This is a genomic window from Vibrio cyclitrophicus (genome assembly GCF_024347435.1).
GTDB classification, from domain to species: Bacteria; Pseudomonadota; Gammaproteobacteria; order Enterobacterales; family Vibrionaceae; genus Vibrio; species Vibrio cyclitrophicus.
In genome coordinates this window covers 422,131-447,833 of record NZ_AP025480.1, presented here as the reverse complement: position 1 = coordinate 447,833, position 25,703 = coordinate 422,131, and the positions used below count along the sequence as shown (strand labels likewise).

Sequence of the window (25,703 nt, the reverse complement as noted above, 5' to 3'; positions counted from 1 at the left end):
GTCGTGCTCGTGTCAACTCACACCGGAATCAGAAATGATGTCACTCTAATCGTAAAGTTGGGATTTCTGATAAGCGATGGAATAATAGGAACACGCTGCTAGGAGTTATGAGCTACGAGAAAACGGGTGGGGAAGCCATTCGATAGAAGGGCGGAATAGATGCAAAAAAGCCCCGCTATTTCTAGCGAGGCTTATTATAAGTGGCGGAGTGGACGGGACTCGAACCCGCGACCCCCGGCGTGACAGGCCGGTATTCTAACCAACTGAACTACCACTCCGCAGTGTCTATTCAGCATAAAGCAATATGAGCCTGACGATGTCCTACTCTCACATGGGGAAGCCCCACACTACCATCGGCGCTATTGTGTTTCACTTCTGAGTTCGGCATGGAATCAGGTGGGTCCACAATGCTATGGTCGTCAAACAAATTCTGTTGTTAACTTGATAAATCAAATCAACTAAATAGTGGTGCTGATACCCAGACTCGAACTGGGGACCTCACCCTTACCAAGGGTGCGCTCTACCGGGCTGAGCTATATCAGCGATTTAAGAACCGTTAAAAAACGACTCTAAAAATTTAAAGCCTGGCGATGTCCTACTCTCACATGGGGAAGCCCCACACTACCATCGGCGCTATTGTGTTTCACTTCTGAGTTCGGCATGGAATCAGGTGGGTCCACAATGCTATGGTCGCCAAGCAAATTTTAAAATTCGGAAAACTGTGTTTAAAAGTTATGTCTCATCAAACGCATTCAAGGTCTGTCTTTCTTTGAGTCCACAAAACCCCTTGGGTGTTGTATGGTTAAGCCTCACGGGCAATTAGTACAGGTTAGCTCAATGCCTCGCAGCACTTACACACCCTGCCTATCAACGTCGTAGTCTACGACAACCCTTTAGGACACTTATAGTGCCAGGGAAAACTCATCTCAAGGCTCGCTTCCCGCTTAGATGCTTTCAGCGGTTATCGATTCCGAACTTAGCTACCGGGCAATGCCATTGGCATGACAACCCGAACACCAGAGGTTCGTCCACTCCGGTCCTCTCGTACTAGGAGCAGCCCCTTTCAATTTTCCAACGCCCACGGCAGATAGGGACCGAACTGTCTCACGACGTTCTAAACCCAGCTCGCGTACCACTTTAAATGGCGAACAGCCATACCCTTGGGACCGACTTCAGCCCCAGGATGTGATGAGCCGACATCGAGGTGCCAAACACCGCCGTCGATATGAACTCTTGGGCGGTATCAGCCTGTTATCCCCGGAGTACCTTTTATCCGTTGAGCGATGGCCCTTCCATTCAGAACCACCGGATCACTATGACCTGCTTTCGCACCTGCTCGAATTGTCATTCTCGCAGTCAAGCGGGCTTATGCCATTGCACTAACCACACGATGTCCAACCGTGTTTAGCCCACCTTCGTGCTCCTCCGTTACTCTTTGGGAGGAGACCGCCCCAGTCAAACTACCCACCAGGCACTGTCCGTAATCCCGATTCAGGGACCAACGTTAGAACATCAAAACTACAAGGGTGGTATTTCAAGGACGACTCCATCACATCTAGCGACGCAATTTCATAGTCTCCCACCTATCCTACACATGTAGGTTCAATGTTCAGTGCCAAGCTGTAGTAAAGGTTCACGGGGTCTTTCCGTCTAGCCGCGGGTACACTGCATCTTCACAGCGATTTCAATTTCACTGAGTCTCGGGTGGAGACAGCGTGGCCATCATTACGCCATTCGTGCAGGTCGGAACTTACCCGACAAGGAATTTCGCTACCTTAGGACCGTTATAGTTACGGCCGCCGTTTACCGGGGCTTCGATCAAGAGCTTCGACCGAAGTCTAACCCCATCAATTAACCTTCCGGCACCGGGCAGGCGTCACACCGTATACGTCATCTTACGATTTTGCACAGTGCTGTGTTTTTAATAAACAGTTGCAGCCACCTGGTATCTGCGACTCTCGTCTGCTCCATCCGCAAGGGACTTCACTGATAAGAGCGTACCTTCTCCCGAAGTTACGGTACCATTTTGCCTAGTTCCTTCACCCGAGTTCTCTCAAGCGCCTTGGTATTCTCTACCCGACCACCTGTGTCGGTTTGGGGTACGATTCCTTACAATCTGAAGCTTAGAGGCTTTTCCTGGAAGCATGGCATCAATGACTTCACTACCGTAGTAGCTCGACATCGTATCTCAGCGTTAGTAGCGGTCCGGATTTACCTAAACCACCCGCCTACATACTTGAACCTGGACAACCGTCGCCAGGCCCACCTAGCCTTCTCCGTCCCCCCATCGCAATTGTAAGAAGTACGGGAATATTAACCCGTTTCCCATCGACTACGCCTTTCGGCCTCGCCTTAGGAGTCGACTTACCCTGCCCCGATTAACGTTGGACAGGAACCCTTGGTCTTCCGGCGAGGGAGTTTTTCACTCCCTTTATCGTTACTCATGTCAGCATTCGCACTTCTGATACCTCCAGCAGCCCTTACAGACCACCTTCAACGGCTTACAGAACGCTCCCCTACCCCACATACCCTAAGGTACGTAGCCGCAGCTTCGGTGTATAGCTTAGCCCCGTTACATCTTCCGCGCAGGCCGACTCGACCAGTGAGCTATTACGCTTTCTTTAAATGATGGCTGCTTCTAAGCCAACATCCTGGCTGTCTGAGCCTTCCCACATCGTTTCCCACTTAGCTATACTTTGGGACCTTAGCTGGCGGTCTGGGTTGTTTCCCTCTCCACGACGGACGTTAGCACCCGCCGTGTGTCTCCCGGATAGTACTTACTGGTATTCGGAGTTTGCAAAGGGTTGGTAAGTCGGGATGACCCCCTAGCCTTAACAGTGCTCTACCCCCAGTAGTATTCGTCCGAGGCGCTACCTAAATAGCTTTCGGGGAGAACCAGCTATCTCCAGGTTTGATTGGCCTTTCACCCCTAGCCACAAGTCATCCGCTAATTTTTCAACATTAGTCGGTTCGGTCCTCCAGTTGATGTTACTCAACCTTCAACCTGCCCATGGCTAGATCACCTGGTTTCGGGTCTAATCCTAGCAACTGTACGCCCAGTTAAGACTCGGTTTCCCTACGGCTCCCCTAAACGGTTAACCTTGCTACTAAAATTAAGTCGCTGACCCATTATACAAAAGGTACGCAGTCACACCACGAAGGTGCTCCTACTGCTTGTACGTACACGGTTTCAGGTTCTATTTCACTCCCCTCACAGGGGTTCTTTTCGCCTTTCCCTCACGGTACTGGTTCACTATCGGTCAGTCAGTAGTATTTAGCCTTGGAGGATGGTCCCCCCATATTCAGACAGGATATCACGTGTCCCGCCCTACTCGTTTTCACTGATTATGAGATGTCGATTACGGGGCTATCACCCTTTATTGCGGCACTTTCCAGAGCCTTCATCTGTCTCATTAAAAGCTTAAGGGCTAATCCAATTTCGCTCGCCGCTACTTTCGGAATCTCGGTTGATTTCTCTTCCTCGGGGTACTTAGATGTTTCAGTTCCCCCGGTTTGCCTCCTGTTGCTATGTATTCACAACAGGATACTTACTTATGTAAGTGGGTTTCCCCATTCAGGAATCCCAGACTCAAAAGGTTATTACTACCTAATCTGGGCTTATCGCAAGTTATTACGCCTTTCATCGCCTCTGACTGCCAAGGCATCCACCGTGTACGCTTAGTCACTTAACCATACAACCCGAAAGGGTCTTAGCGTATGGCAACTAACCAAGGTTTTTGGTTGTCATCAAGAAGGGTTAATTCTTGATGACTGTTTGCCGGACTCAATTTACTTTTTGTTTCCACTTTTTAATAAAAAGTAGAATCAAAAAATGAACAATCATTTCTGATCATTCGAATACAAGACACTTGAATGTGTTTGTTGTGTTTATACTGTTCTTAATAAATAAGAGCAGATAAACATTGAGAACTTTTAAATTTGATTGAATTACTCGTAAGTAAATCAATCAGTCAGCTTTCCAAATTGTTAAAGAGCTTGATTCAATAAAATGAACCATTTTTAAAAACACTTAAATAAATGTGCTTAAAGATGGTATCCCGTAGGGGAGTCGAACCCCTGTTACCGCCGTGAAAGGGCGGTGTCCTAGGCCTCTAGACGAACGGGACATAGGTTACTCTTAACTGTTTAAACATATCAATCTGTGTGGACACTCATCGTGGTATCTTCGTATAAGGAGGTGATCCAGCCCCAGGTTCCCCTAGGGCTACCTTGTTACGACTTCACCCCAGTCATGAACCACAAAGTGGTGAGCGTCCTCCCCGAAAGGTTAAACTACCCACTTCTTTTGCAGCCCACTCCCATGGTGTGACGGGCGGTGTGTACAAGGCCCGGGAACGTATTCACCGTGACATTCTGATTCACGATTACTAGCGATTCCGACTTCATGGAGTCGAGTTGCAGACTCCAATCCGGACTACGACGCACTTTTTGGGATTCGCTCACTATCGCTAGCTTGCTGCCCTCTGTATGCGCCATTGTAGCACGTGTGTAGCCCTACTCGTAAGGGCCATGATGACTTGACGTCGTCCCCACCTTCCTCCGGTTTATCACCGGCAGTCTCCCTGGAGTTCCCGACATGACTCGCTGGCAAACAAGGATAAGGGTTGCGCTCGTTGCGGGACTTAACCCAACATTTCACAACACGAGCTGACGACAGCCATGCAGCACCTGTCTCAGAGCTCCCGAAGGCACACCTGCGTCTCCGCTGGCTTCTCTGGATGTCAAGAGTAGGTAAGGTTCTTCGCGTTGCATCGAATTAAACCACATGCTCCACCGCTTGTGCGGGCCCCCGTCAATTCATTTGAGTTTTAATCTTGCGACCGTACTCCCCAGGCGGTCTACTTAACGCGTTAGCTCCGAAAGCCACGGCTCAAGGCCACAACCTCCAAGTAGACATCGTTTACGGCGTGGACTACCAGGGTATCTAATCCTGTTTGCTCCCCACGCTTTCGCATCTGAGTGTCAGTATCTGTCCAGGGGGCCGCCTTCGCCACTGGTATTCCTTCAGATCTCTACGCATTTCACCGCTACACCTGAAATTCTACCCCCCTCTACAGTACTCTAGTTCACCAGTTTCAAATGCAGTTCCGAGGTTGAGCCCCGGGCTTTCACATCTGACTTAATGAACCACCTGCATGCGCTTTACGCCCAGTAATTCCGATTAACGCTCGCACCCTCCGTATTACCGCGGCTGCTGGCACGGAGTTAGCCGGTGCTTCTTCTGTTGCTAACGTCAAGATGCGCAGCTATTAACTACACACCCTTCCTCACAACTGAAAGTACTTTACAACCCGAAGGCCTTCTTCATACACGCGGCATGGCTGCATCAGGCTTTCGCCCATTGTGCAATATTCCCCACTGCTGCCTCCCGTAGGAGTCTGGACCGTGTCTCAGTTCCAGTGTGGCTGATCATCCTCTCAGACCAGCTAGGGATCGTCGCCTTGGTGAGCCATTACCTCACCAACTAGCTAATCCCACCTAGGCATATCTTGACGCGAGAGGCCCGAAGGTCCCCCTCTTTGGCCCGTAGGCATCATGCGGTATTAGCCATCGTTTCCAATGGTTATCCCCCACATCAAGGCAATTTCCTAGGCATTACTCACCCGTCCGCCGCTCGACGCCCATTAACGCACCCGAAGGATTGTTAGTGTCGTTTCCGCTCGACTTGCATGTGTTAGGCCTGCCGCCAGCGTTCAATCTGAGCCATGATCAAACTCTTCAATTTAAAGTTTTGATTACCTAAATTAATAGGTGTGACTCAACGAATACTGACTTCAAAACTAATATTCATTGCTCTTTCGAAAAAGATTGATGAACATGTAATTCTAAAGCTATTACCATTCCAACAGAATGGTAATGAATTGACTGTGCCGAATAATTTCTTTCTACAAGAGAAAGTAGTTAAACGTATTGGTCACTCAGTTCATTGAAATCATTGTGTTACCGAAGTAACTGTTTTATCCAAAGGATAAAACGTTTTGATATTCATCAACGAGTGCCCACACAGATTGATAGGTTTAAATTGTTAAAGAGCTTCTCTTCGTTGTGAGTTACATCACTTCGGAAGAGGCGGCCATTCTAGCTATTTAATTCTCAGTGTCAAACACTTATTCGGAATTAATTTCTACTTTTAAAAAGTAAAAGCGAATCATCGCTTAAAGCTAGTTGCCTTACTAACATTCTTCGCTGAAGCCTTATGGCATCTGCCGTGTCAGTGAGGCGGCATTATAGAGATGCAGCTCTCATTGGCAAGCATTAAATACGTTTTTCATTAAAAAAAGAGGCTAAGCGAAGAGATTTCAACCAAGAGTCTATTTATACCAATCTCACCCCAACTTTTAAACAAATTACCCACAGAACCTTGTGGATAACTAGTCGTTACTTTCAAAAAAGTAAGATAATCGAGCTCGTGGATTTAAATACTCTCTCACTTGCTCGGGTAGTTTGCTTGGATGTACTGCATTAACGATTTTTATCTCTTTATTAAGCAAGTCAATAATCGGAGCTTGAGTTCTAGGGACGCTAGGATCATAAATCAGTACATTCGGGTAGAGCATATGTTTCGCATTAACGGAGATCACAACACCAATAGAGTCATTGGAAAGTTGTACCACCGTACCTGGCGGATACACACCCATAAACTTAACTAACAAACTCAAGTTGTCCTGACTATATAGGTGTTTGCAATTCTTGTATAAGTGGGACAATGCTAGATAAGGGATCTTAGGGTGAGGTTGCCCTCTGCCATGACAAAGGTTGTCGAAGGTATTCGCTACAGCGACTATCTTCGCAAATTCATCAATCTCTCCTTCCGTTAACCCTTCGGGGTAACCTGAACCATCATTCATTTCATGGTGCTGACCAATTACCTTCTTCGCGCTGTCAGGAAAATCATCAATTCCTGCGACTATATCCACACCGTATTTCGTATGAAGCTTTAAATAGTTTTCTTCCGGTACCGTTAACGCAGTCTGTTTTCTTAAGATAGCCGTAGGTATTTTTATTTTGCCGATATCGTGAAATAACGCAGCAAAGGAGAGTTCTTTTAATTGTTGAGTATCGAAACCTTTAGCCTTACCTATCATTAGTGCAACAACAGAAACATTCAATGTATGAAAGTAGAGGTCATCAAAGTCCACTTTAGTATTCATAAGATGCAGGGTAACGTTGTCATCGCTCACGAGTGTTTCGACAATATCGTCAACAAGAGCCTTCACCTCCCCTACCGCAGCTAAAGGACGATTACGAATCTTGGTCATAACAGAACGCATTCGAGCAAGCGAACGTTCGAACTCTTTCTCACAATGGCTTACTCTGCGACGGTAAGAACTTAGAGTTTCAATACGTTCATGCTTATCTTTCCACATTCTTTCTGTTTCAATACTTGCCTGTAAATCAGTATCCAAGGCTTGTTCATTCACGTGGTTAACTGGTAGAGGGGATGTATCGCTCTGATTCGGATTTATATAGACGTGCTTGATTCCAAGATGTCGAATTACTTGTACTTGAGCATCATCTTTGATTTTGAAACTGTTGAGTAGAAATGGGTGTTCATTCCATTTTACTGGGAGTCGTATGTGTAGACCGGGCTGAATGCGATCTACGGTAATCTTTATGCTGCCCATTTTTATATATAATATCGATCAATAATCTCTATTTATAATTCTAATAAAACCAAGCAGCAATTTCACTATCCAATTTCACTGGTTCAACTTAAAGAGTCACAATGTACCATCCAGCGTATACCAAATTTATCTTCCACTTTACCAAACCGCGCTCCCCAAAAAGTATCCGCTAAAGGTGTCATAATACGACCACCTTGCTTTAATTTTTCAAAGATTTGCTCTTGAGTCGTCGTATCCTCAGTAACAAGGGAGAGTGCAAGATTGTTTCCTTCTAATTCTTTCGCTTTGACGCCATCTGACATCATAAGCTTCATACCGAATGCTTCAAACTCTGCATGCATAACCCAATCAGGCTGAGCACCCTCTATTACCTGTGGTGCGTCACTAAATAGTTGTTTTGATAAAACTACACCACCAAAGCACTTGTGATAAAAGTCCAATGCTTCATTACAACGACCATCAAAAAATAAGTAAGGGGTAACTTTCAGCATATCTCTCTCCTTTATGATCTATCTTAAACATAGACAATAGATGTGAGAATTAAAGGTAACATTCTGATTTAAGATAATTAATTCATTGGCACATTAGATTACGAAGAGAAATGATGAAATTTAGGAATGAAACATCAAGATCTGACTGATTGAACAGGCATACCTGCCGCCACAGCGAAGGCAACGTTTTCTGCTCTCCAGATACAACAAAGCCCCGATTTGAGTCGAGGCTTTGTCATTAAATATGATCCGATAGGCGACTTGACTGGGCTTGCATCCAAGCCGGCACCCTGGGTTAGGAATTCACAAACGCCCAAAACGACGAAAGGTCGAGATAAAAACGACCTTTCTATGTTTGGTACCCGCAGGCGGACTGATTGGACAGGCACCCCTGTCGTCACAGCGAAGGCAACGTTTTTTGCTCTCCAGATACAACAAAGCCCCGACTTGAGTCGAGGCTTTGTCATTTAAATATGGTACCGGTAGGCGGACTTGAACCGCCACGCCCGAAGGCAACGGATTTTGAATCCGTCGTGTATACCAATTTCACCATACCGGCATTATCTTGGGGCATTGCCCTTTCGATGTTTGGCATTATACGTATGCGAACTGATGTGGCAAGTATAAAAACTTGAATTCATGTGTGTTTGCCGATAATTTCGCCACTAAGTCATAAGCTGTGCGTCATGTCTCTTTTCAGGCTAAGCCTTAAACTATATTCTGACGCCTCAATTTTTAAAGAAGTAATAACACATGACATCAACAAACACTCTGCCACCAGCAGGAGTCATGCGCCGATTTGGTGCCTTGTTCTACGACGCTCTGATCGTAATCGCTATTGAAATGTTGGAGATGCTACCGCAGAGCTGGCGACGGAATTGATGAACCATATATAGGCCTCAAACAACACCCCAACCACTTCAACACACTACCTCTTCAAAATCCCGTTGCCTTCGGGCGTGGCGGTTCCATCAAAGCATCTCTAGTCGAACTACATTCAAACTCATTTCTGGACAAAAATCAGTTTCAGATTACAGAACATTAGCAAACCATGAATAACTAGAGGTATTGCAAAGTTGCTGTGAAGTGCTAGTTCGGTGAGTAAAATCGCACTAGCAAAAAGGTGATATTAGTTAGGTTCGATACTTCTCCACTTCAGCTGCCATGCTCGTTTCTTGGTATATGAAGGCAGCCTGATTAACCTAAACTCTTCTTCGGTCTGTAATTGGCAAAAAACGTTTAAGGATTGATACAATTGAGCTTCTAATTTATCTATAAATATTTCTAGGCGAGCTTATAAAATTAAAGGTCTCAATGTGTAAAAGAGACCTTTAATATCCCACTAAATTATGGCTTGCTTCGAAGTGAAAGTATTGCTCTCGCTGCGTTGCTATTTAAAACTTTTTGCTCGCGGCGGATCGCTTGCTCAATCTCACAGCCGCTTTTTTTATCGAGTTTAATCAATAAACTATCAGGTAAAAAAGTGGCAAGAGTATCGCATTTGCCATCACTCCAATTTACAGAAGCCGTAGCACTATCAATTCTTTTAGCTAATAAGAATTCAAGTAATTGCAAGCGCTCTGGATCTGTCGTAACGTAGCCTACGGGTAGAGTTAAAGCGCTATCCATATGTGGTTGTCCATGATATTGAACTACCCCTATAACTCCTGGGATTAATAACAGCTCTAATCTATCAAATTGTGCTTCTGAAGATAAACTGACACCGTTTGCAAATCGCCCAATATGTTGCTTACGCTTTAGGCGACTCTCGCCGTTATTTTTACTCGGATGTAAAAGCGTTACGCGACCTCCTTGAGTCTCGCAATTGTTATCTAAGATGTCGCCTATATCTCTATTGAAGCGAGCTAGCAGACTACTATTCGCCCCCCAGAGTGGAACATCACTGCTGTACCAAATGGCTTTGGGTGGAATCGAACTATCTTGGATACGCAAAGCGTCTTTTAATTCGCTAATGAAGCGTTTAGCGTTGTCTGGCAGATATACAGCTCCCAATATGCCGAATGTTTGGTTACAACCGTACCCAGTATTCCGCTTCTCTCTGGCTTCTAACCAGCCCGAGTAATCAAACTGATACCCGTTTGAGAATTTTTCTAATACAGGATCATGAACTAAATGGCAGTAATCTGTGCAATTTAAGCCTGATTCATCAAGTAACTGCTCGCCTAGAAAATCTGCGATGTGAGCTTCCAAGTCATTTGCTAACGGTATTCGATTGTTGCCAATACGCTCGTAGGAACGCGTAAACTTTTGAGGGGTGCTGTTATGGACAGCGTTATAGCTAACTTCAACATCTACAGGAATTTGTACCATCTCATTCGAACTACACCCCATAACCTTGTAAAGTTGAGTCCTTTGACGCTCATAATCATTATTTCGACTTAGCATTAAATGATGTCGGAATTGGATACTAAATGCTTCTGTTATTGACGAAATATCAGCGTCTAACTTATCCCGAGGTAGTAATTCAGGTAAGCCTGATGTCACCCTGCGATGTTGCTGTGGTTTACAAACTGATAGGGTCAGTAAATCAAAAGCAACATCCTCTGTTTGCTCTTGATATTTAACAAGGCTTGGTTTGCCTTCATTAGTGGCTGCATGTTTTCTTAAAAATGAGCTTGCCTCAACATGGCCTTCTGGATTGACATTAATTAGGCGGTTGGCAAGTAAACTATCTAGTAGAACTTCTCGCTCTCTGTCGTTAAGACCAAAGTAGCTTTGTAGCTCACTCGGGTAAAGTTGGTCAAAAATAAGCAACAGTCGACAAGCGAATTGTTCTATGCCAGGCATTAATTTCTCTTTTGTCCAAGCGCAGTTTATTTTGTAACTGCGAGCTGGTATTAATAAAGTGATCACATTACCTAGACGTGGCTCTGACATTATTCATTTTCTCCTAATAAGCTATGGCCGCAAAGTACTTGATAATTTGGATTAGCTGCGGAAACCTGATTACTAATGAACTCATGTACCGTTCCTAGTGCTGAATCATTATTATTTTTTGACCACATTCTTCCAGCCCCTAATACAAGCAGACGTTCTTGTGAGCGTGATATCGCGACATTGATACGTGGAGCGTCTCTCAGAAAGCCTTGTAACTTTTCTGTGTTGTCACGAACTAGGCTTAGAATGATGATTTTATTTTCTTGCCCTTGATACGAGTCAACGGTATTAATCTTGATTAAGTTACGTATTCTACCTGCCCACTCTGCACGGCTAATTGCGTTTTCAATTTCCTCTTTTTGCTGCCTATACATAGTAATAATACCTATTGGATAAGACTGTTCTGCTGTGATGGTGTTTTCTAATTGATCTATAGTGTCATCGTCAGCTAAGGTCTGTAATGCTTCTAGTAAAATTTGAATCTCTAGGGGATTGTAATAGCGTCCATTTCCCTTTTGTTTTTCACCACCATTTGTACATGAGCTTGAACTGTCAATCCAAGTAACTGACTTATTCCAAGGGCTAGGTAGTTTCTGATACCATTCAGGAGAGGCTCCGCGACCTGTATGCAACTTACCCATATCTTTAGCGTAAAAACATTCAGAAACGAGATCACCAATAGGTTCGACCATTCTATATTGAGTGTCTAGAGCAACTCCATTTGTCGCTTTAAAAGCTTTTTCAAAATCAGATTCATAAAAAATGCCTCGACCAAGCTCTAGTTTCTTGGCTGCTAGTTTGAGATGTTGTTGTTGATAGAATGGTGGTAGCTGTTTATGGTCGCCAACAAGCAGTACTCTTTTACCTGACTGTAATGCAACCATCAATTCTGCAGCTTGTGCTCTACCAGCTTCATCAACAATAACCCAGTCAAAACTAGACTCAGTTAGCTCTAAGCGACGACGACCAACACCTACTAAGGTTCCACATACTAACTGCTTACTTTTGAACATGAATCGGTCGAAGCCAGCCTCTCCTCCCTGAAGTACATCCATCCACTCTTGGCTCATTTCTAATAATTGTAAAAAGCGGCTAAGGTTCTCAGGGTTGTTGTAGCAGCGTTGGGCCGATATTATTTCAGCCAACTGTGAAAGTAGGGTTTCATCATAAGTTAGAGGTTCCGAAAACTCACTTTCGAACATAGAATAAACTACTGTCTGAATTCGTTGTTCTATGTGCTCAAGTTGCTTTAATTCCTTTGAAACGGCTTCTTGATAGATTGGGCCATTACTTTTATTTTTTTCTAACTTCAAAACTTCACGTCGGCATTGAGCAAGTGATACAAGTAGTGGGTTTAGGGTCCTGTGTAATTGGCATAGTTGTGCAACTAAAGAAGGAGCCATGCCTAGTCGCTTACCGAGAGTACTGACTCGTAAGTCATATTCTCTATGAAATTTATGTTGTATCTGACGTTGGAGAGCTTTGGTTTCAACGCACAGCATACCCTCGTCGATCATTTGTTCATGACCAATCCGAACTGTGTCCAAAGCCATGCCTTGTTGATGGCATAGTTCTCTGGCTTTTATTGCTACGTTATCAACGGCCGTATGTGACTGGCCCACTAGAAGTATGTTATTTACTCCACAATGTTTGTATAGGTAGTGGATAAACTTTGAAACGAAAGTTGTTTTACCCGTACCAGGGGGACCTTGTAAAACGCCAACAGGTCCTTGCGATACTAGTTGTTGGAATGCCGCTAGTTGCTGATCATTAAACTCTTGACCTGGTTGGTCATATAGCTTCCGCAAAGCTTCGACACTTGGTAATGGTTCCATTGTTTGCATTTGTACTTTTTCGTGATAGTCAAAATACTGCGCAAGTTGTGGAATTTCAGCTTTATGATCAATTACTCGCTGTAGTGCTTTTAAACGCAGCTCTCGTGAAGACTTGTCCCGAATTGATTCTAATTGTAGCTGACTACCATCTTGGATTCGCTTACGAGCGGAATCGAAATCGAAACGTATGGCTAAAAGGTTTTGAGTCGTTTCAGTAAGACGGAGTTCTCCTAACTGAATCGAATCATTTTTTTCTTTGAGATAAACGAGAATTTTATCATCGACTTCAAAATTGAGATCTGCGCCAGATTCAGTAGTGTATGGGTATAGTAAACAACCACTAGTCGACTCCTTAAATTCCGTAGAGTCAATAGTCACCTGTTCACGTAATTCCCCCTCGGTATCAGCAAGTGCTTGCCATAGTTCAACTGGTTGCGAATCACTGACATCAAAGTCATACTCTTCCATTTCTTGATTTGGATTTGCTCTTTCGATAATAGCGTCGATTACAGGCTCAAGGGACATTAGTAGCTCTATGAAATCATTGCGTTCAGTAAGTATCCCTTGTTGAATTGATAATTGTGATTCAATCTTAGTTTGAGAGTGTTTCCCCGCCTTTATCGTTTCTTCAATCGATAGACCTGTGTTGTAGTTTATTCTTGATATACAGCGCTCCTCAGGGTTAAGGTCTACTAATAACTGCTCACCAAGGCCTGTAATAAAACAGCGTAATTCATTAGGAAAGCGTGGGTTATTAGACCAACTGCAATTGAAGTGATATCCACCATCATTTGGTTCTAGTAATTTTAAGTCGGCTGGCCATGCTTCTCCGCGCCAGCGTATTGAGATGGAATCCTCTAAATTTATTTGAGGCTTAGAATTGATTTCAGTTTCGGGTTGGTCGGGAGCTGTCAGGGATTGTAGTAAAGGATCTAACGCAATTGGAATCCCATCAGGTGACTGACTTGCTCGGCTAATTTCTTCTGCGACAGCAAGAGGCATATTTTCATGGAAAAGCTCCTCTACTATTTTATAAATTGCAAAGCAATCTCGCCCAAAAGCATCTGTAGCATCTGGGTTCGTGGGTTGATAGCACTTGTTCGAAGTCAATTCATCACTATATTCTAGTAATCCAGTTAGTGTTAAAGCTAACTGTTCGTCGTCTTGAACTAGTAGTTTATTAGGGCATAAGTCCCCATGTGGTAGCTGCTTTTCATGGAATCGGAGTACCGTATGTATTAATGTCTCCGCAATGCCCAGTCTCTGTGCATGATTCAACTCATGTGAGGATATGTACTCCGACCAGAGCTGACCTTCAATATGTTCACTTACTAAGTAGAGCCCACCTTGCCCTAATAAACCACAGGCATGGACCGAAGGGGTCGGTAGGTCTAGTTGTTGAAGCTTATCAATACGTTGTTTAAATGCGTGAATTCTACGATTAACTCCAGGCTGTTGAGTGTTGAGTGTTACTCCGTCCCAGAGTTTCACCAGTAATAGCTGCTCATTTTGATTAGAGAGGTAGTCGATATACCCAGTTTTAGCTATCGCAGCAAGAGCTGGATAAACGCTAGCTGCGAACTCTGGTAATGGCTGAAATTCCATCACAACGCCCACACTGTTCATATCACTTCGGAAAAAATCGCTATTTTCTATTTCTTGGTGGATCTGGTTTGCTTCATCATGTCCTTGGATTTGTTCCTGTGTTGCTGAATTGAACTCATTTAACATGACATCCGCACGAGGGAATCGTTTGCTTGGCTCTAGGTTTAAAGCCTGCTCAAACCAAGGAGTGAGAGCCCCCCCAAATAGATCTTCTTGCGGTATCCGCCACTCTGGTACTTGGTTTTCTACTAATAGTGATTCTCCTGAAAAACAGATACGATAGGCTATAACAGCTAACATAAAGACGTCTTGGCGGTATGGTTCGGCTGCCTCTTCAAAAGCATCTTCAGGGATAAGATAAGGTGCACTTTGTAGCGTTGTACGCAGTTCTTCTAAGTTATCTCGTCCATCGATAGATGCGGAGCCAAACCCTGTGACAACAATGCTTTTCTGATCTTCGGCATACCAAAGATTATGAGGGTCGATGTCGCGGTGGCCTACACCTAAGCTGTGCAATTCTGAGAATGGTGCTAACAGGGCTCGTACACGGTCGATTCGTTCAGGTTTACTCCACTCTTTAGCTTCGCTGTCTAGAACTTCATCTAGCCTTTTAAAGCTTCTACGCAACTCGTAAAGCTCACGAGCATCGTCGGTTACGTTCTCTTCTGAAATCTCGCTAACAGAACGAAGCATATAATCTTGCATAGTAGCACTGCCATTACGCACTTGACGTCCTACTCGTGTTTCACGTAAGGCTATTTCTGCCCATATTGATTGTTCAGCGTATGCAACACCTAATGCATCGAAATCCCATGTGCGAAGTAAGCCTCTATGGAGAGCATTGTCTTTGTGGCCAGCTCTGAACTCGCTGTATATATTGTGGGGGTGACTGAAAAATGGTTTCTCATTAGCGATATAATCGTTTTCTTTTAATGGTAAAGGTTTAACTTTGGGGCCATCAAAGAAAGCCTGAATAATTGGTAATACTTGAGTGGAGTTGGGGCGTTTATGTTCACCTTCAAAGAGATGTGCGAAGTTAGTGGTTTGAACTAAATTATCGTAATGCTTAGGTTTTCCAATAGTTAAAAATTCATCACGAGTATGTACAAAGCGACGTTCACTTGTAGGTAGGTTTTCTGGGCCAGCATTACCGCAAAGTACCACATGAGCTTCGACATGTAGGAAGTAGCCTAGTTTTCGAGAAAGCTCTTCTTGTAAAAGATTTTTCAATCTTAACGCATGCTCGCGCTTAATTTGATAAGGGCTCTTACCCCGAGGCTTCCCATTTTGGAACCATTTTCCTCCTTCGTAAGTAATGGTGCCATTCCACTCTTTTAATTCAACTAATAATAGTCGGTCTGCTGTGATAATAAGTGCATCAATTTCCATTGAACCTTGACTATCCGTAACCACTAAACCGGCATATCCAAACCAACTGTCAGGAAGCTGTTGAACCATCATATCAATGGTTTTAGTCTCGCTGCGGTGCAGGCCAGCACCACCAACAATCTGATATTTCACTCGTAATCCTTTAACCTCAATAGAGGTTTTTATATTAAATTATTAAAAAGGCTCTAATATTCATTTAGATGAGTATACGCGTCAAAAAGAATTTTAAACACTAGATAAAGCGCTGGAAAACCGTTAATGAATCACGTTTGATGAAGGTGTGTGCTGGGTTACTTTATTCGGATAACTTCAATTAGGGCAAAACCCCATGAACAGGATGTGAATGAGTCTTTACTCTGGATGATAATGGGGCGTGCGACATGAGGTCGTATGCAGCGCTGTCCATCGCGTTAAGAATGGACCATCTGTATCACCAGATGAACCTAGGAGCCTGAATTAAGTAGCGGCTCTGACAATGTAACGAAGACAAGAAACTATCTTGTCGGGAGCTAAATCGCGAGAGAAAGCTCCTCCTGATAACCACATAAATCGGGTGAGTGCTAGGTAGGTAGTATGGTGAACAAACGTGAATCCGCATAAGATGCGTTATATCATAAGCAGCGGAAGTGGTTTTTACGCTGTCGCCAAAAGGCACTAAGAGTAGGAAAGAGATTGCCCCATGCTCTTTCGTGATCGACACGCTCTTCGCATTATAGCGGGCACCTAACCTACCATTGCGTTGCATACGGAACATGGTAAGCCTGTATCACTCCCTCTGGGAAAGCCGAAGTGGCCGATAGTGATGCAGGTAGAGGAGGTTGGAAAAAGCAAAGGCTGTATTGTAACGATGCAGATACAGACTTGTGTCTGGTCACGAAAGTGAGCCCACTTCCAACTGGTCTCTCGTTGCGAGAGAGTTTGAAGAACTTTATTAAGGAAGAAAAGCAAATGATGATTTCGAATGAGATTAGTGCATCTTCTGACAGTGCACAGTGGCAATCCATTAACTGGAAGGCCGTAGAGGCAAACGTCTTAAAGCTTCAAATGCGTATCGCAAAAGCAACTAGAGACGGTAAGCACGGCAAAGCAAAAGCATTGCAGTGGATACTGACTCGCTCTCGCTCAGCAAAACTTCTTGCTGTTAAGCGAGTCTCTCAAAATAAAGGCAGTAAAACGCCTGGAATAGACGGCGTTGTCTGGAACACAGACACGCGTCGTATGAAAGCGGCAAATCAACTGAGTCGGAAAGCTTATCGAGCAAAACCACTCAAGCGTATCTACATCCCCAAAAAGAACGGTAAACTCAGGCCACTGGGTATTCCATGCATGATTGACAGAGCCCAACAAGCTCTTCATCTTCTAGCATTAGAACCTGTGTCCGAAACGCTTGCCGACCCTAATAGTTATGGTTTCAGACCAAATCGAAGCACGGCTGACGCTGTCAGTCAGTGTTTCAAATGTTTGGCTCTAAAGCGATCAGCTAAATGGGTTCTTGAAGGAGATATCAAAGCTTGCTTCGATAAAATCGGGCATCAGTGGCTGATGGATAACATCGCCATCGATAAACGGATGCTGGAGCAATGGCTAAAGTCTGGCTTTGTAGACAAAGGGCTGTTTTACGACACCGACGAAGGCACGCCTCAAGGCGGGATTATATCCCCCACCTTGATGTTGATGACGTTATCGGGTCTCGAACAGCGCATTAAGTCTACCGCGCTTAAGAAAGGTGCAAGAGCTAACTTTATTGGATATGCCGACGATTTCGTCGTCACCTGCGCTTCAAAGGAAGTGTTGGAGAACGATATCAAACCATTGATTGCTGACTTTTTAGCGGTACGAGGCTTAACGTTATCCGAAGAGAAAACGTACATTACTCACATCAACGACGGTTTTGACTTCCTTGGGTTCAACCATAGGAAGTACAAAGGAAAACTGCTCATCAAACCGAGCAAGGCCAACACGTTGAAGTTCCTAAGTAACTTGCGCGGACTCATCAAAAAGCACGTTACCCTACCGGTGAACGACCTTATCAAACTGATTAACCCAAAGCTTAGAGGGTGGTCGAACTATTATCGCCACTGCGTAGCTAAACAGGTATTCAGTTATGTCGGTCACAAACTATTTCATGCGTTATGGCATTGGGCTAAAAGGCGACATCCAACAAAATCTAGAACTTGGATCGCCTTGAAATACTTCATCAACCGAAAAGGCCAATGGCAGTTTCACGGTTGGCAGAAGATAAAGGATATGGATTGCCAGTTTAATCTTTTCCAGATAGCTACAGTGCCGATAGAAAGACATGTGAAGATCCGAAGCGCAGCGACACCTTTCGACCCTCAATACCAAGAATACTTGGGAAAGAGGAAACACAAAAGGCTAGCTCGTAATTCTTGGATTGAACCTGTTCTCACTGCTTTATAAGTTGCTGGGTATCACTTGATGCCTTTGTAGAGGCTTGAGCCTAGTGCAGTGAAAGTTGCACGCTGGGTTCTCAGGGAGACGACACTTGGTAACAAGTGTCGTCCACCCGACAGAAATGAGTTAAGTAGCACTTCAATCACGATGTGATCACCAAGCGATTCTGCCCTACTCCCTGCGATGGCAACTTGCACATATATTAATAATCACAGGTGTAGCGACACTTCGGATAAGTCGAGCAGCCATAAAAACTCTTACCCGAATTAACTCCCCTTTTAGCAACACGCATCACAAGCTTAGATTGGCAACTAGGGCAAACTCTATCTTCAACAGCCGACACTCTTTCAGGTTCAGGTATTACTGGTTTATTCAGAAAGCTGCGTCCATCTGCCACCATGTGAACCAGTTCACTGCCATTAACCAACCACAAGCGCTTATCAACAGCAAAGGCAATCGCTTCTGAAGTGAAATCGCCTGACGTAACAATAATCATCTTACTGGCATTATTAGCGATCATGACACCGTACATTTCTCTTAGAACTTGTACGCCTACTTTACGCGCCTTCCAGTGCTTACATTGAACAAGACTTAACTCCCCCTCTTTCGTCAGCCAAATATCAACGCCGCCATCAGGCTTCTGAGAGAAAGACTGTTTGACCTCATAACCTTGAAATTTAAAGTATTCACCGATGTAGCTTTCAAACTCAATCCAACTTAAGTCATTCAACGGTGAAGTGTTCTTGCGAACTTTAATTTGGGAACTTGTCGTTAGATAACTTTGCTTTCTTTTGTACTGTTTAAAGAATGCTATCGGCGCAGGGAGTAAAAATAGAAAGGTAAAATAGGGGGCCATCAAAGGAAGATTGGGAGCCATAGCGTTAAAGATAAAATTATCACTGCTAGCCGCTAAGCTAGGTAATAGATATGAGAGCCCTAGGTATATAACACCAGCGAGCAACACACTAAGCCACCATGGAGCGTCCATTAAGTGCCATATAATTCCATCTTTACGTCGTGCCATTTAACCCTCTACCAATAAGCATTTGAGTGCATTAAATCACAAATGATAGATAGTGAGAATAATAAATTGACCAATAACTCTACAGTAAACTGATGTTACCTAATCCCTGAATTGGATTAGGTTGTTCATAACACGCTTAGAAAGGCTCAGGGACGGATCAAGACGTCTTGCCAACTAGATGTGATCGTAAAATCATAGCTAAAATGGACACCAAACCTAATAAATAATCTAACTAGGCTTCGTGTCCACTTACACGCAAGCTCGCGTCTACTCTTTCGCTCTATCTTCAGCGAATGCTTCGTCCCAATGTCCCCTCTGTAACTCAACATCCTCTACATGACCAAACTTGTCAGCAAACAAAAGCCTGGCATGTAACACATGCTCTTGCCTTTTAGCTGCGATTTGTTGATCTGTTAGGTCTTTATATTGCTTTAAGCTCTTTTGTTCACGTGTCCACTTGTTATTCAGAGCCGTTGCCTTTTCCTCAATCCAGTTGTCTTTACGCACTGCATCTTGTTCAATTGGCAATGCTTCCGTCACGACTTGACACCCCGCACCTATTAGATCTTTCTTCATGTGGTCTACATAGGCAAAAAGCTCCCCTAATGAAAGCCCCTTGGCTTCACACAAGGTATGAAGTTGCGCGATGTTAAATGCTGAACTACCACTTTCCAGACGAGAGTAAAACGCATTTTTCACGCCAAGTATCTTCGCATATTCCGCTTGTTTGGTTTTAGTTTTAACTCTTTTCGTTAGGCCCATGCCCAACACAAAATCAGTGCCATAAATCCTTAAATCTTTCACAGCTTCCGCAATCAGCGTGAAGATACTTACTTTTCCCACGACCTTTGATTTCATACGTTCCTCTCCGAATTGCAATTGAAATCTTAACGCTGCGGGAATTTTTTTTCAATTATTTATTGACATCACCGAGCCAAAAGTCGTAACCTAAATTTGAAAAGTTTACCTCTCAGTTAACATTTAAAAAGGAGACTAGCATGAATAATGCTCCAGAAACTATGGTTGCGAATAAGGATAGCTCTAACCATGAGTACCTCTCGCATGGCAAACGCATTGCTTATATTGCAGCTTGCTTAGCTTACAAGCATAAAAAATTACCACGACATTATGGTCTTTTGTTTACGGATAATGAGGATGTCTCTTACGGTGATGGAGGGGGCACACCTATTGCTGTCATGACAGTACAACGCATTGCACAATATGAAAGCAAAGGCGATGAATACATTGAATTCTATTTCGATGAAAAATTGCACTTCGCCTCTAACACCGTTAGCCGTGAAGGCGACGTGTTAACCATTGAGACCACTCATCAATTAGGTCACGCAAGAAAGGTGTTTACTTGCATACATCACTTAAGTACCACTCAAAGCATACCTAATTCAGTTTATGAGGCAGTGGGCTACGCAAGTAAAGATCTGCCTTTTTACCACCCGCATGCCATCGAATTCTTTTGCGCCTCCACTTTTTCATTGGCCAGCGAATGCTTCGACTATGTTGATTTTGCTGATGGTCAGTCATTTTACTTTGATGCTGAACGTGCATTAACCAATGATTTCTCCCAATCAGATTCGTGGGAGCACCTGATTGATGCGCTAGAGCAGATTGATGCGCCTTAACGCCTTAACGCCTTAACCACTCAAACAGAAAAAACTTCCTTTAAAAACTAGATAGAGAATAAGAAACATGACAACTGAACAAAAAACAATAAGCAATCATGGGCGCAACCAGAAAGGCACACATGAAGATATCTTTGGGCCTGATGCTGCTAACCTGCCCACATACGCTCAACCAGATTTCCTCTTTAACACTCGTTTGAACGAGGATGGATGTACGATCTCTTTCGTGATGAATACTTTTGAAAAAGTGTTCTTCCATTACCTAGACACGCCTGAATTTAAAGGTTTTGCGCAATGCAATGGCTGCAACGATTGCTCGCTATGCGAAGCTGGCATTAAGCTAGACCATCGTATTCTGACACCGGTGTACAACTTCATCGAAGGACGCATGGAAGTTCTGGCTATTCCACCAGCAACGAAGCCAACGTCTCTAGCTCCGCAGCTAAAACCTTTATTTAACAAGGGTGCCCTGATGATTAACATCACGAAACATGGCTACCAGTATGAAGTGACTTCATCTGATATCGTGGAAGGTTTGGGCATCGACGGCGATAAGGTCTTGGCATTTAAAAATGCCTACAACAATAACGAGTTTTCGCTAGCGGACATCTACGAAATAAAAAGCAACGAAGAGCTTGAAGAAATTTCGCAGATTAAGACACGCCTATTCCTGAAGCGTGGCCGCGCAGCCTAATGACTGGCGACAACCAACTGATTGACGAGGCAGAGGGCCTCGTTAACTTCAGACTTAAAGAAAGTGCTGAGGTTATTCTTCAGCACTGCCTAGAGCACCAGAACGTTGTCGTTAACTGGCAAGTCGGCGTCGGTAAGTCCTATAACATGGATCAAGTGATCGAAGCGGCCATTCGACAAGGACACTACGATCTTGTGATTGTCATGGCTCCTACCCGTAAGATCATCGATGAGCGTAAGTTCATCGTAAACCCTCCTAATGACATTGAAGTTATCAATATCCGCCCGCGTCCAGCCAACCTGTGCGGCGAAGAACGCAACAAAATATGGCAATCTTATGAAGCAAGGAATTTAAGTCACCTTGGAAAACGTCACTGCTGTGATTTGTGTCCTAAGCGCTCAGAGTGCTTCTGGCCTAGCCAATATGGGAAAGACCTGCAAGGTAAGCAGGTAGTGTTTGCAACCCAAACGCACCTTGAGCGCAACCCGTACTTCATTACTCATGTAAAACAGCAATCTAACGCTAGTAAAGTGCTGGTCATATTTGATGAAGCCAATGTCAGCCTAGCTAACTATAGCCGTACTATTACCGTAAGCTCTATTCGTCAGCTCATGGAAGCTACGAGTAAATCAGATGTATCAAGCAAGCGTAAATCAGTTATTAGTCACTATTTAAGCTGTCTACTAGATGCACCTAGTGAAGATTTACAAGATGCAAATGCTTGGCATTTTCCACGCTTAGATGCCAATGATATGACGAAGAGCTTAACCATTGGCGATGAAATCTTTGGCGATTCATTCCACAACATCATTTACGACTTACAAGCTTTTGGCTATTCCAGTGCTGAATCTCGCGAGAAATTACCGAACGGTGATATACGCTTTCCCGCATCTCCTTTTACCTCTACAAGTGATGTACTGCTCTACAGTGGTACCACCCACCTATCCATTTTGAAGATGCGGTTAGGTATTGATTTCTACTCACCTTACGACAATTACGAGTTTAAAGGTGAAGGGACGACTTGGTTGAATCTTGCTTCCGCTACGGGTGCTAGTTCTAATTTTATAAAAAATTCACCCCAGATCTTAGACGTATTCACGCAGCTAACAATACAACGCATACGTGAAGGTAAACGAGTTCTGCTCGTCTCTAAAAAGGATCACGTTGGCTACTGCGTGAAGGCTATGAACCAGATGTTAGTAGAACAAGGTGTAAACGATATCCGTGTAGTTCACGGTGAGCATTACGTCGAGAATCCCGATATAACAGTAGTACCTATCATCCACTATGGCGTGATTGGTATTAACCAGTTTGAAGGATTCGACTGTTGTTACTGCCTTAACAGCTACTACGTACCCGAAGATGTCTTGAGCGACTCGATACAGGATCTGAGAGCTGACAGTGAGCGCATCGACGTGGCAATTACATACTCGAAAAAGCCCCGTCGTCGCTATGGCGTCGTTGCTGATGACAAGCATCGATTTACTGATGTAGCCGAGGCAGTGAACCCGATGCTGCAAACTCTAGAAATGGGCTGTGTCGTTCAAGCTGTGGGACGTGTACGTCCATTCACTAAAACTCGTGAGGTCATAACGTATCAGAGTAATGACCCACTAGGTACGACATATGACATAGAGTTCTCTAACTTAGCTGAACTGCGCGAGCACTTCGGGCTTGCCACTAAGCGCACACGTAGCAGCAATTCTACGGCTGATAATGTTATGGCTCTGAGCGCTAAAAACCTAAAACAAGCTGAAATAGCAAAGCAGCTGGGTATCAGCGTGCGTACTGTCCGCCGCTATCAATCGAAAGCTGCCGTCTAACCCATTCACTTTGGGGCGATGATTAGCCCCTTCCGAGGACTATACTCATGGACTTACTTCCAGGAATTGAAAAGCACTTTGCCCCAGAAAAGCCAAGGAAGACATCTATCTCTGTGTTACCTAGAAACCCTAGCTATACCAGTGGGGAGACTACGCATATCAATACACAGCAGGGAGTGATTGACTTCATTGATCTAACGTTACAACTCCCTATCAGCCACATTGGTATTGATTGCAAATATAGTTACAGTACTGCTCATGTAACCTTACCCAATGGCTACGAAAAACATGATATTTCAGCGATTCATCCAACTAAGCTGTGCCTGTCACTTTGCACTAATGATACGACTTCTATAGAGCAGCATACATTCATCATTGACTTAGTATCAGATATTTACATCAGTCCACTACAAGCACTGTTTGACTTACCAGTAACCTTTGTTTCTTACGACGCTAACAAGCTGGTGCATTGCCTCTGGGCTTTAGAGCTTAATGAACCATTCCGTATCTGGGACATACTGATTGCAGAAAAGGCACGCCACCTCGGGCTGCATCAGTTCGAAAAATGCCAAGAGTTTGATGACCTAGCTGCCAAAATCGAGGCTAAAGATAGCTTTGTTATGGGCCGCCAGGATTTCTATAGTTTGAAAGCAACTCATTCCCGTTACTACCTAGAGTTCCCGTTGACTGAGCATACCGGAACGTTGTGCGAAGAAGTCGCTAAATTATACCTGTTACAAGTTCAGGCTGCTGTAATGCAGGGTATCCATGATCACCTGCTGGAAGTCGAAATGCCTTGGATTGTTACCAATGCAGCAATGGAACGAAATGGCGTCCTTGTGTCTCGTGAGCAATGCATGAAAGTTCTAAACGGGACAAAGGCTAGACTTGCTCAGTGGAAGTTCGAACTTGAAGTCTATGGCTTAGCAAACCCTAGCAGCACTGATGAGAAGATCACCTTCTTTAACACTCTGGGCTTGCTACATCACTTTAAAGAAGGCAACGACTATAGCTTCGACCGTGAAATGCTAAGTGCTAACTACGACTTACATCCCGCCATCAAGTTGTTAGCAAAATACTCGAATATGGTTTCAATTTCTAAAGATGTAATATTAGAGCGAGGAATAATTGGCTCTGATGACCGCGTTCATCCAGTACACAAGCACCTAGATACCGTAACAGGCCGACAAGCAACAATGGCCCCTAACCTCCTAGGGTTACCTGCAGTTCTTCGCCCCATCGTTGTTGCACCTGAGGGATATGGTATTGGTGAGGTTGATCTTGCCCAGATTGAGGTGGCGATAACGGCTGCTGTGTATAACGATAAAGACTTAATAAAGAAGTACAATGCAGGAGATTTATACACAGCATTAGCTCAAGAGTTCTATTTAGATGAGCTACCGATAGAGTTCCAATCCTGTACGCCTGATATATTCAAAGAACACCACAGCGATAAGCGTAACGTGATGAAAGAGTGTACTTTAGGGCTTATTTATGGAATCACAGCCTACGGCTTATCTAAAAAACTCAAAGTTAACGAGGTTAAAGCCCAGCAGTTAATGGATAAGTTTCTCAATATGTTTCCTACCCTTGGTAAGTCTATGGATTTAGCACCACAATATGGTTTTATTCGTGGCTATGTGAATACAGCAACGGGTCTACAACGATTACGTCCCCAAGATACTGAACGTAACCGCAAAGAAAAGAATTGGATGGTCAACATGCCAGTGCAAGGCACTGCTGCCGCCTTGTTTAAAATCACGGGTAATCGTCTACATCAATTATATAAGCGCCATAATGCTAAGTTGATTGTCGCATTACATGATGCTTTTGTGTTTGAAGCTCCAACAGAAGAATTAAAGGAAGTTGCGAGCCTGACGTCTCAGGTAATGATTCAGGTCATTCAGGAGCGCTACCCTCAACTAAACATCCGAACAGACATCAATACTTTACAACCTAGATGTTGGAACAAAGATGGAAATATAAACACCATTGAAGAGTGGTTGAACAAGTGAACAGCTAGTTTATTTTTGCCCCATTCCTTCTCAGCGTGAAAGTTTACTGACAACTTGTGACTTAAGATTTGCCTTACCTGCTGCTATCCGGGAAAAGTGTCGAAGTAACCTTTTTTAATAATTATGCGTCATTTTGCAGTCTTATACCCAACATCACTCATTAACCTATTGATTGTTAATTGAATTGCGCTTGGAAAGGCTGCATGATAGGAGTATGAAAGGTAGCTAAAA

11 protein-coding genes, 4 tRNA genes, 4 rRNA genes and 1 pseudogene are annotated in these 25,703 nt (G+C 44.0%); 6 read left to right on the top strand and 14 right to left on the bottom strand.

Translation table 11 applies throughout. From position 1 onward, the window contains the following. Window positions 1-201 precede the first annotated feature (201 nt). The 10 genes from OCW38_RS02115 to OCW38_RS02070 form a co-directional block, all read right to left on the bottom strand. Window positions 202-278, bottom strand: a tRNA-Asp gene (locus tag OCW38_RS02115). Between the two features lie 30 nt (window positions 279-308). Then, window positions 309-424, bottom strand: a 5S ribosomal RNA gene (rrf, locus tag OCW38_RS02110). Between the two features lie 42 nt (window positions 425-466). Then, window positions 467-543, bottom strand: a tRNA-Thr gene (locus tag OCW38_RS02105). Window positions 544-582: 39 nt separating this feature from the next. Further along, a 5S ribosomal RNA gene (gene rrf, locus OCW38_RS02100) occupies window positions 583-698 on the bottom strand. A 100-nt stretch (window positions 699-798) separates the two neighbouring features. Then, window positions 799-3,692, bottom strand: a 23S ribosomal RNA gene (locus OCW38_RS02095). A gap of 359 nt (window positions 3,693-4,051) precedes the next feature. Then, window positions 4,052-4,127: transfer RNA gene (locus OCW38_RS02090), tRNA-Glu, on the bottom strand. Between the two features lie 64 nt (window positions 4,128-4,191). Further along, window positions 4,192-5,746 (bottom strand): 16S ribosomal RNA (locus tag OCW38_RS02085). Together the 16S, 23S and 5S rRNA genes with 3 tRNA genes alongside form the textbook arrangement of a ribosomal RNA operon. Before the next feature lie 646 nt (window positions 5,747-6,392). Continuing rightward, window positions 6,393-7,646 carry an HD-GYP domain-containing protein gene (locus OCW38_RS02080; protein WP_016783725.1) on the bottom strand — a complete coding sequence of 418 codons (1,254 nt, stop codon included), beginning with the start codon at window positions 7,644-7,646 and terminating at the stop codon, window positions 6,393-6,395. An 83-nt stretch (window positions 7,647-7,729) separates the two neighbouring features. After that, entirely contained in the window at window positions 7,730-8,137 is a 408-nt protein-coding gene (locus tag OCW38_RS02075) for a VOC family protein (RefSeq protein ID WP_010441580.1), read from the bottom strand. 474 nt (window positions 8,138-8,611) lie between these two features. Then, a tRNA-Leu gene (locus tag OCW38_RS02070) sits at window positions 8,612-8,696 on the bottom strand. A gap of 194 nt (window positions 8,697-8,890) precedes the next feature. Between OCW38_RS02070 and OCW38_RS02065 the strand changes: the two are divergent. Then, a pseudogene (locus OCW38_RS02065) lies at window positions 8,891-8,986 on the top strand (RDD family protein); the annotation flags it as partial. Window positions 8,987-9,484: 498 nt separating this feature from the next. Here OCW38_RS02065 and OCW38_RS02060 read toward each other — a convergent pair. Both OCW38_RS02060 and OCW38_RS02055 read right to left on the bottom strand, forming a co-directional pair. Continuing rightward, on the bottom strand, window positions 9,485-11,011 hold the full coding sequence (locus tag OCW38_RS02060; protein WP_261894940.1) for a hypothetical protein: 1,527 nt from the start codon (window positions 11,009-11,011) through the stop codon (window positions 9,485-9,487). A gap of 23 nt (window positions 11,012-11,034) precedes the next feature. After that, window positions 11,035-15,936 carry an AAA domain-containing protein gene (locus OCW38_RS02055; protein ID WP_261894938.1) on the bottom strand — a complete coding sequence of 1,634 codons (4,902 nt, stop codon included), beginning with the start codon at window positions 15,934-15,936 and terminating at the stop codon, window positions 11,035-11,037. A gap of 876 nt (window positions 15,937-16,812) precedes the next feature. Here OCW38_RS02055 and ltrA point away from each other — a divergent pair. After that, complete coding sequence (gene ltrA, locus OCW38_RS02050) at window positions 16,813-18,285, top strand: group II intron reverse transcriptase/maturase (RefSeq protein WP_261894936.1); 1,473 nt, start codon at window positions 16,813-16,815, stop codon at window positions 18,283-18,285. 196 nt (window positions 18,286-18,481) lie between these two features. On the opposite strand, the gene OCW38_RS02045 is transcribed toward ltrA, so the two are convergent. Together OCW38_RS02045 and OCW38_RS02040 are read right to left on the bottom strand one after the other, a co-directional pair. Next, window positions 18,482-19,303: a restriction endonuclease gene (locus tag OCW38_RS02045; RefSeq protein ID WP_261894934.1), complete on the bottom strand. Its 822-nt coding sequence runs from the start codon at window positions 19,301-19,303 to the stop codon at window positions 18,482-18,484. A 267-nt stretch (window positions 19,304-19,570) separates the two neighbouring features. Beyond that, entirely contained in the window at window positions 19,571-20,161 is a 591-nt protein-coding gene (locus tag OCW38_RS02040; protein WP_261894932.1) for a helix-turn-helix domain-containing protein, read from the bottom strand. A 140-nt stretch (window positions 20,162-20,301) separates the two neighbouring features. Here OCW38_RS02040 and OCW38_RS02035 point away from each other — a divergent pair, with 140 nt between their 5' ends. The 4 genes from OCW38_RS02035 (at window position 20,302) to OCW38_RS02020 (ending at window position 25,472) form a co-directional block, all read left to right on the top strand. Further along, window positions 20,302-20,940: a hypothetical protein gene (locus OCW38_RS02035; protein ID WP_102392955.1), complete on the top strand. Its 639-nt coding sequence runs from the start codon at window positions 20,302-20,304 to the stop codon at window positions 20,938-20,940. Between the two features lie 67 nt (window positions 20,941-21,007). Continuing rightward, window positions 21,008-21,634, top strand: a complete 627-nt coding sequence (locus tag OCW38_RS02030) for a hypothetical protein (protein WP_102392956.1) — start codon at window positions 21,008-21,010, stop codon at window positions 21,632-21,634. Continuing rightward, on the top strand, window positions 21,634-23,457 hold the full coding sequence (locus tag OCW38_RS02025; protein WP_261894929.1) for a helix-turn-helix transcriptional regulator: 1,824 nt from the start codon (window positions 21,634-21,636) through the stop codon (window positions 23,455-23,457). Before OCW38_RS02030 ends, OCW38_RS02025 begins: the two co-directional genes overlap by 1 nt. Before the next feature lie 47 nt (window positions 23,458-23,504). Next, window positions 23,505-25,472 (top strand): DNA polymerase, encoded by a 1,968-nt coding sequence (locus OCW38_RS02020; RefSeq protein WP_261894927.1) that lies wholly within the window; start codon window positions 23,505-23,507, stop codon window positions 25,470-25,472. Window positions 25,473-25,703 lie beyond the last annotated feature (231 nt).

Bases quoted from the DNA above. Each gene is read 5' to 3' on its own strand.
- ltrA (WP_261894936.1), top strand. From the start codon at position 16,813: ATGATGATTTCGAATGAGATTAGTGCATCTTCTGACAGTGCACAGTGG.
- OCW38_RS02035 (WP_102392955.1), top strand. From the start codon at position 20,302: ATGAATAATGCTCCAGAAACTATGGTTGCGAATAAGGATAGCTCTAAC.
- OCW38_RS02080 (WP_016783725.1), bottom strand. From the start codon at position 7,646: ATGGGCAGCATAAAGATTACCGTAGATCGCATTCAGCCCGGTCTACAC.
- OCW38_RS02075 (WP_010441580.1), bottom strand. From the start codon at position 8,137: ATGCTGAAAGTTACCCCTTACTTATTTTTTGATGGTCGTTGTAATGAA.
- OCW38_RS02020 (WP_261894927.1), top strand. From the start codon at position 23,505: ATGGACTTACTTCCAGGAATTGAAAAGCACTTTGCCCCAGAAAAGCCA.
- OCW38_RS02030 (WP_102392956.1), top strand. From the start codon at position 21,008: ATGACAACTGAACAAAAAACAATAAGCAATCATGGGCGCAACCAGAAA.
- OCW38_RS02040 (WP_261894932.1), bottom strand. From the start codon at position 20,161: ATGAAATCAAAGGTCGTGGGAAAAGTAAGTATCTTCACGCTGATTGCG.
- OCW38_RS02055 (WP_261894938.1), bottom strand. From the start codon at position 15,936: ATGATGGTTCAACAGCTTCCTGACAGTTGGTTTGGATATGCCGGTTTA.
- OCW38_RS02025 (WP_261894929.1), top strand. From the start codon at position 21,634: ATGACTGGCGACAACCAACTGATTGACGAGGCAGAGGGCCTCGTTAAC.
- OCW38_RS02045 (WP_261894934.1), bottom strand. From the start codon at position 19,303: ATGGCACGACGTAAAGATGGAATTATATGGCACTTAATGGACGCTCCA.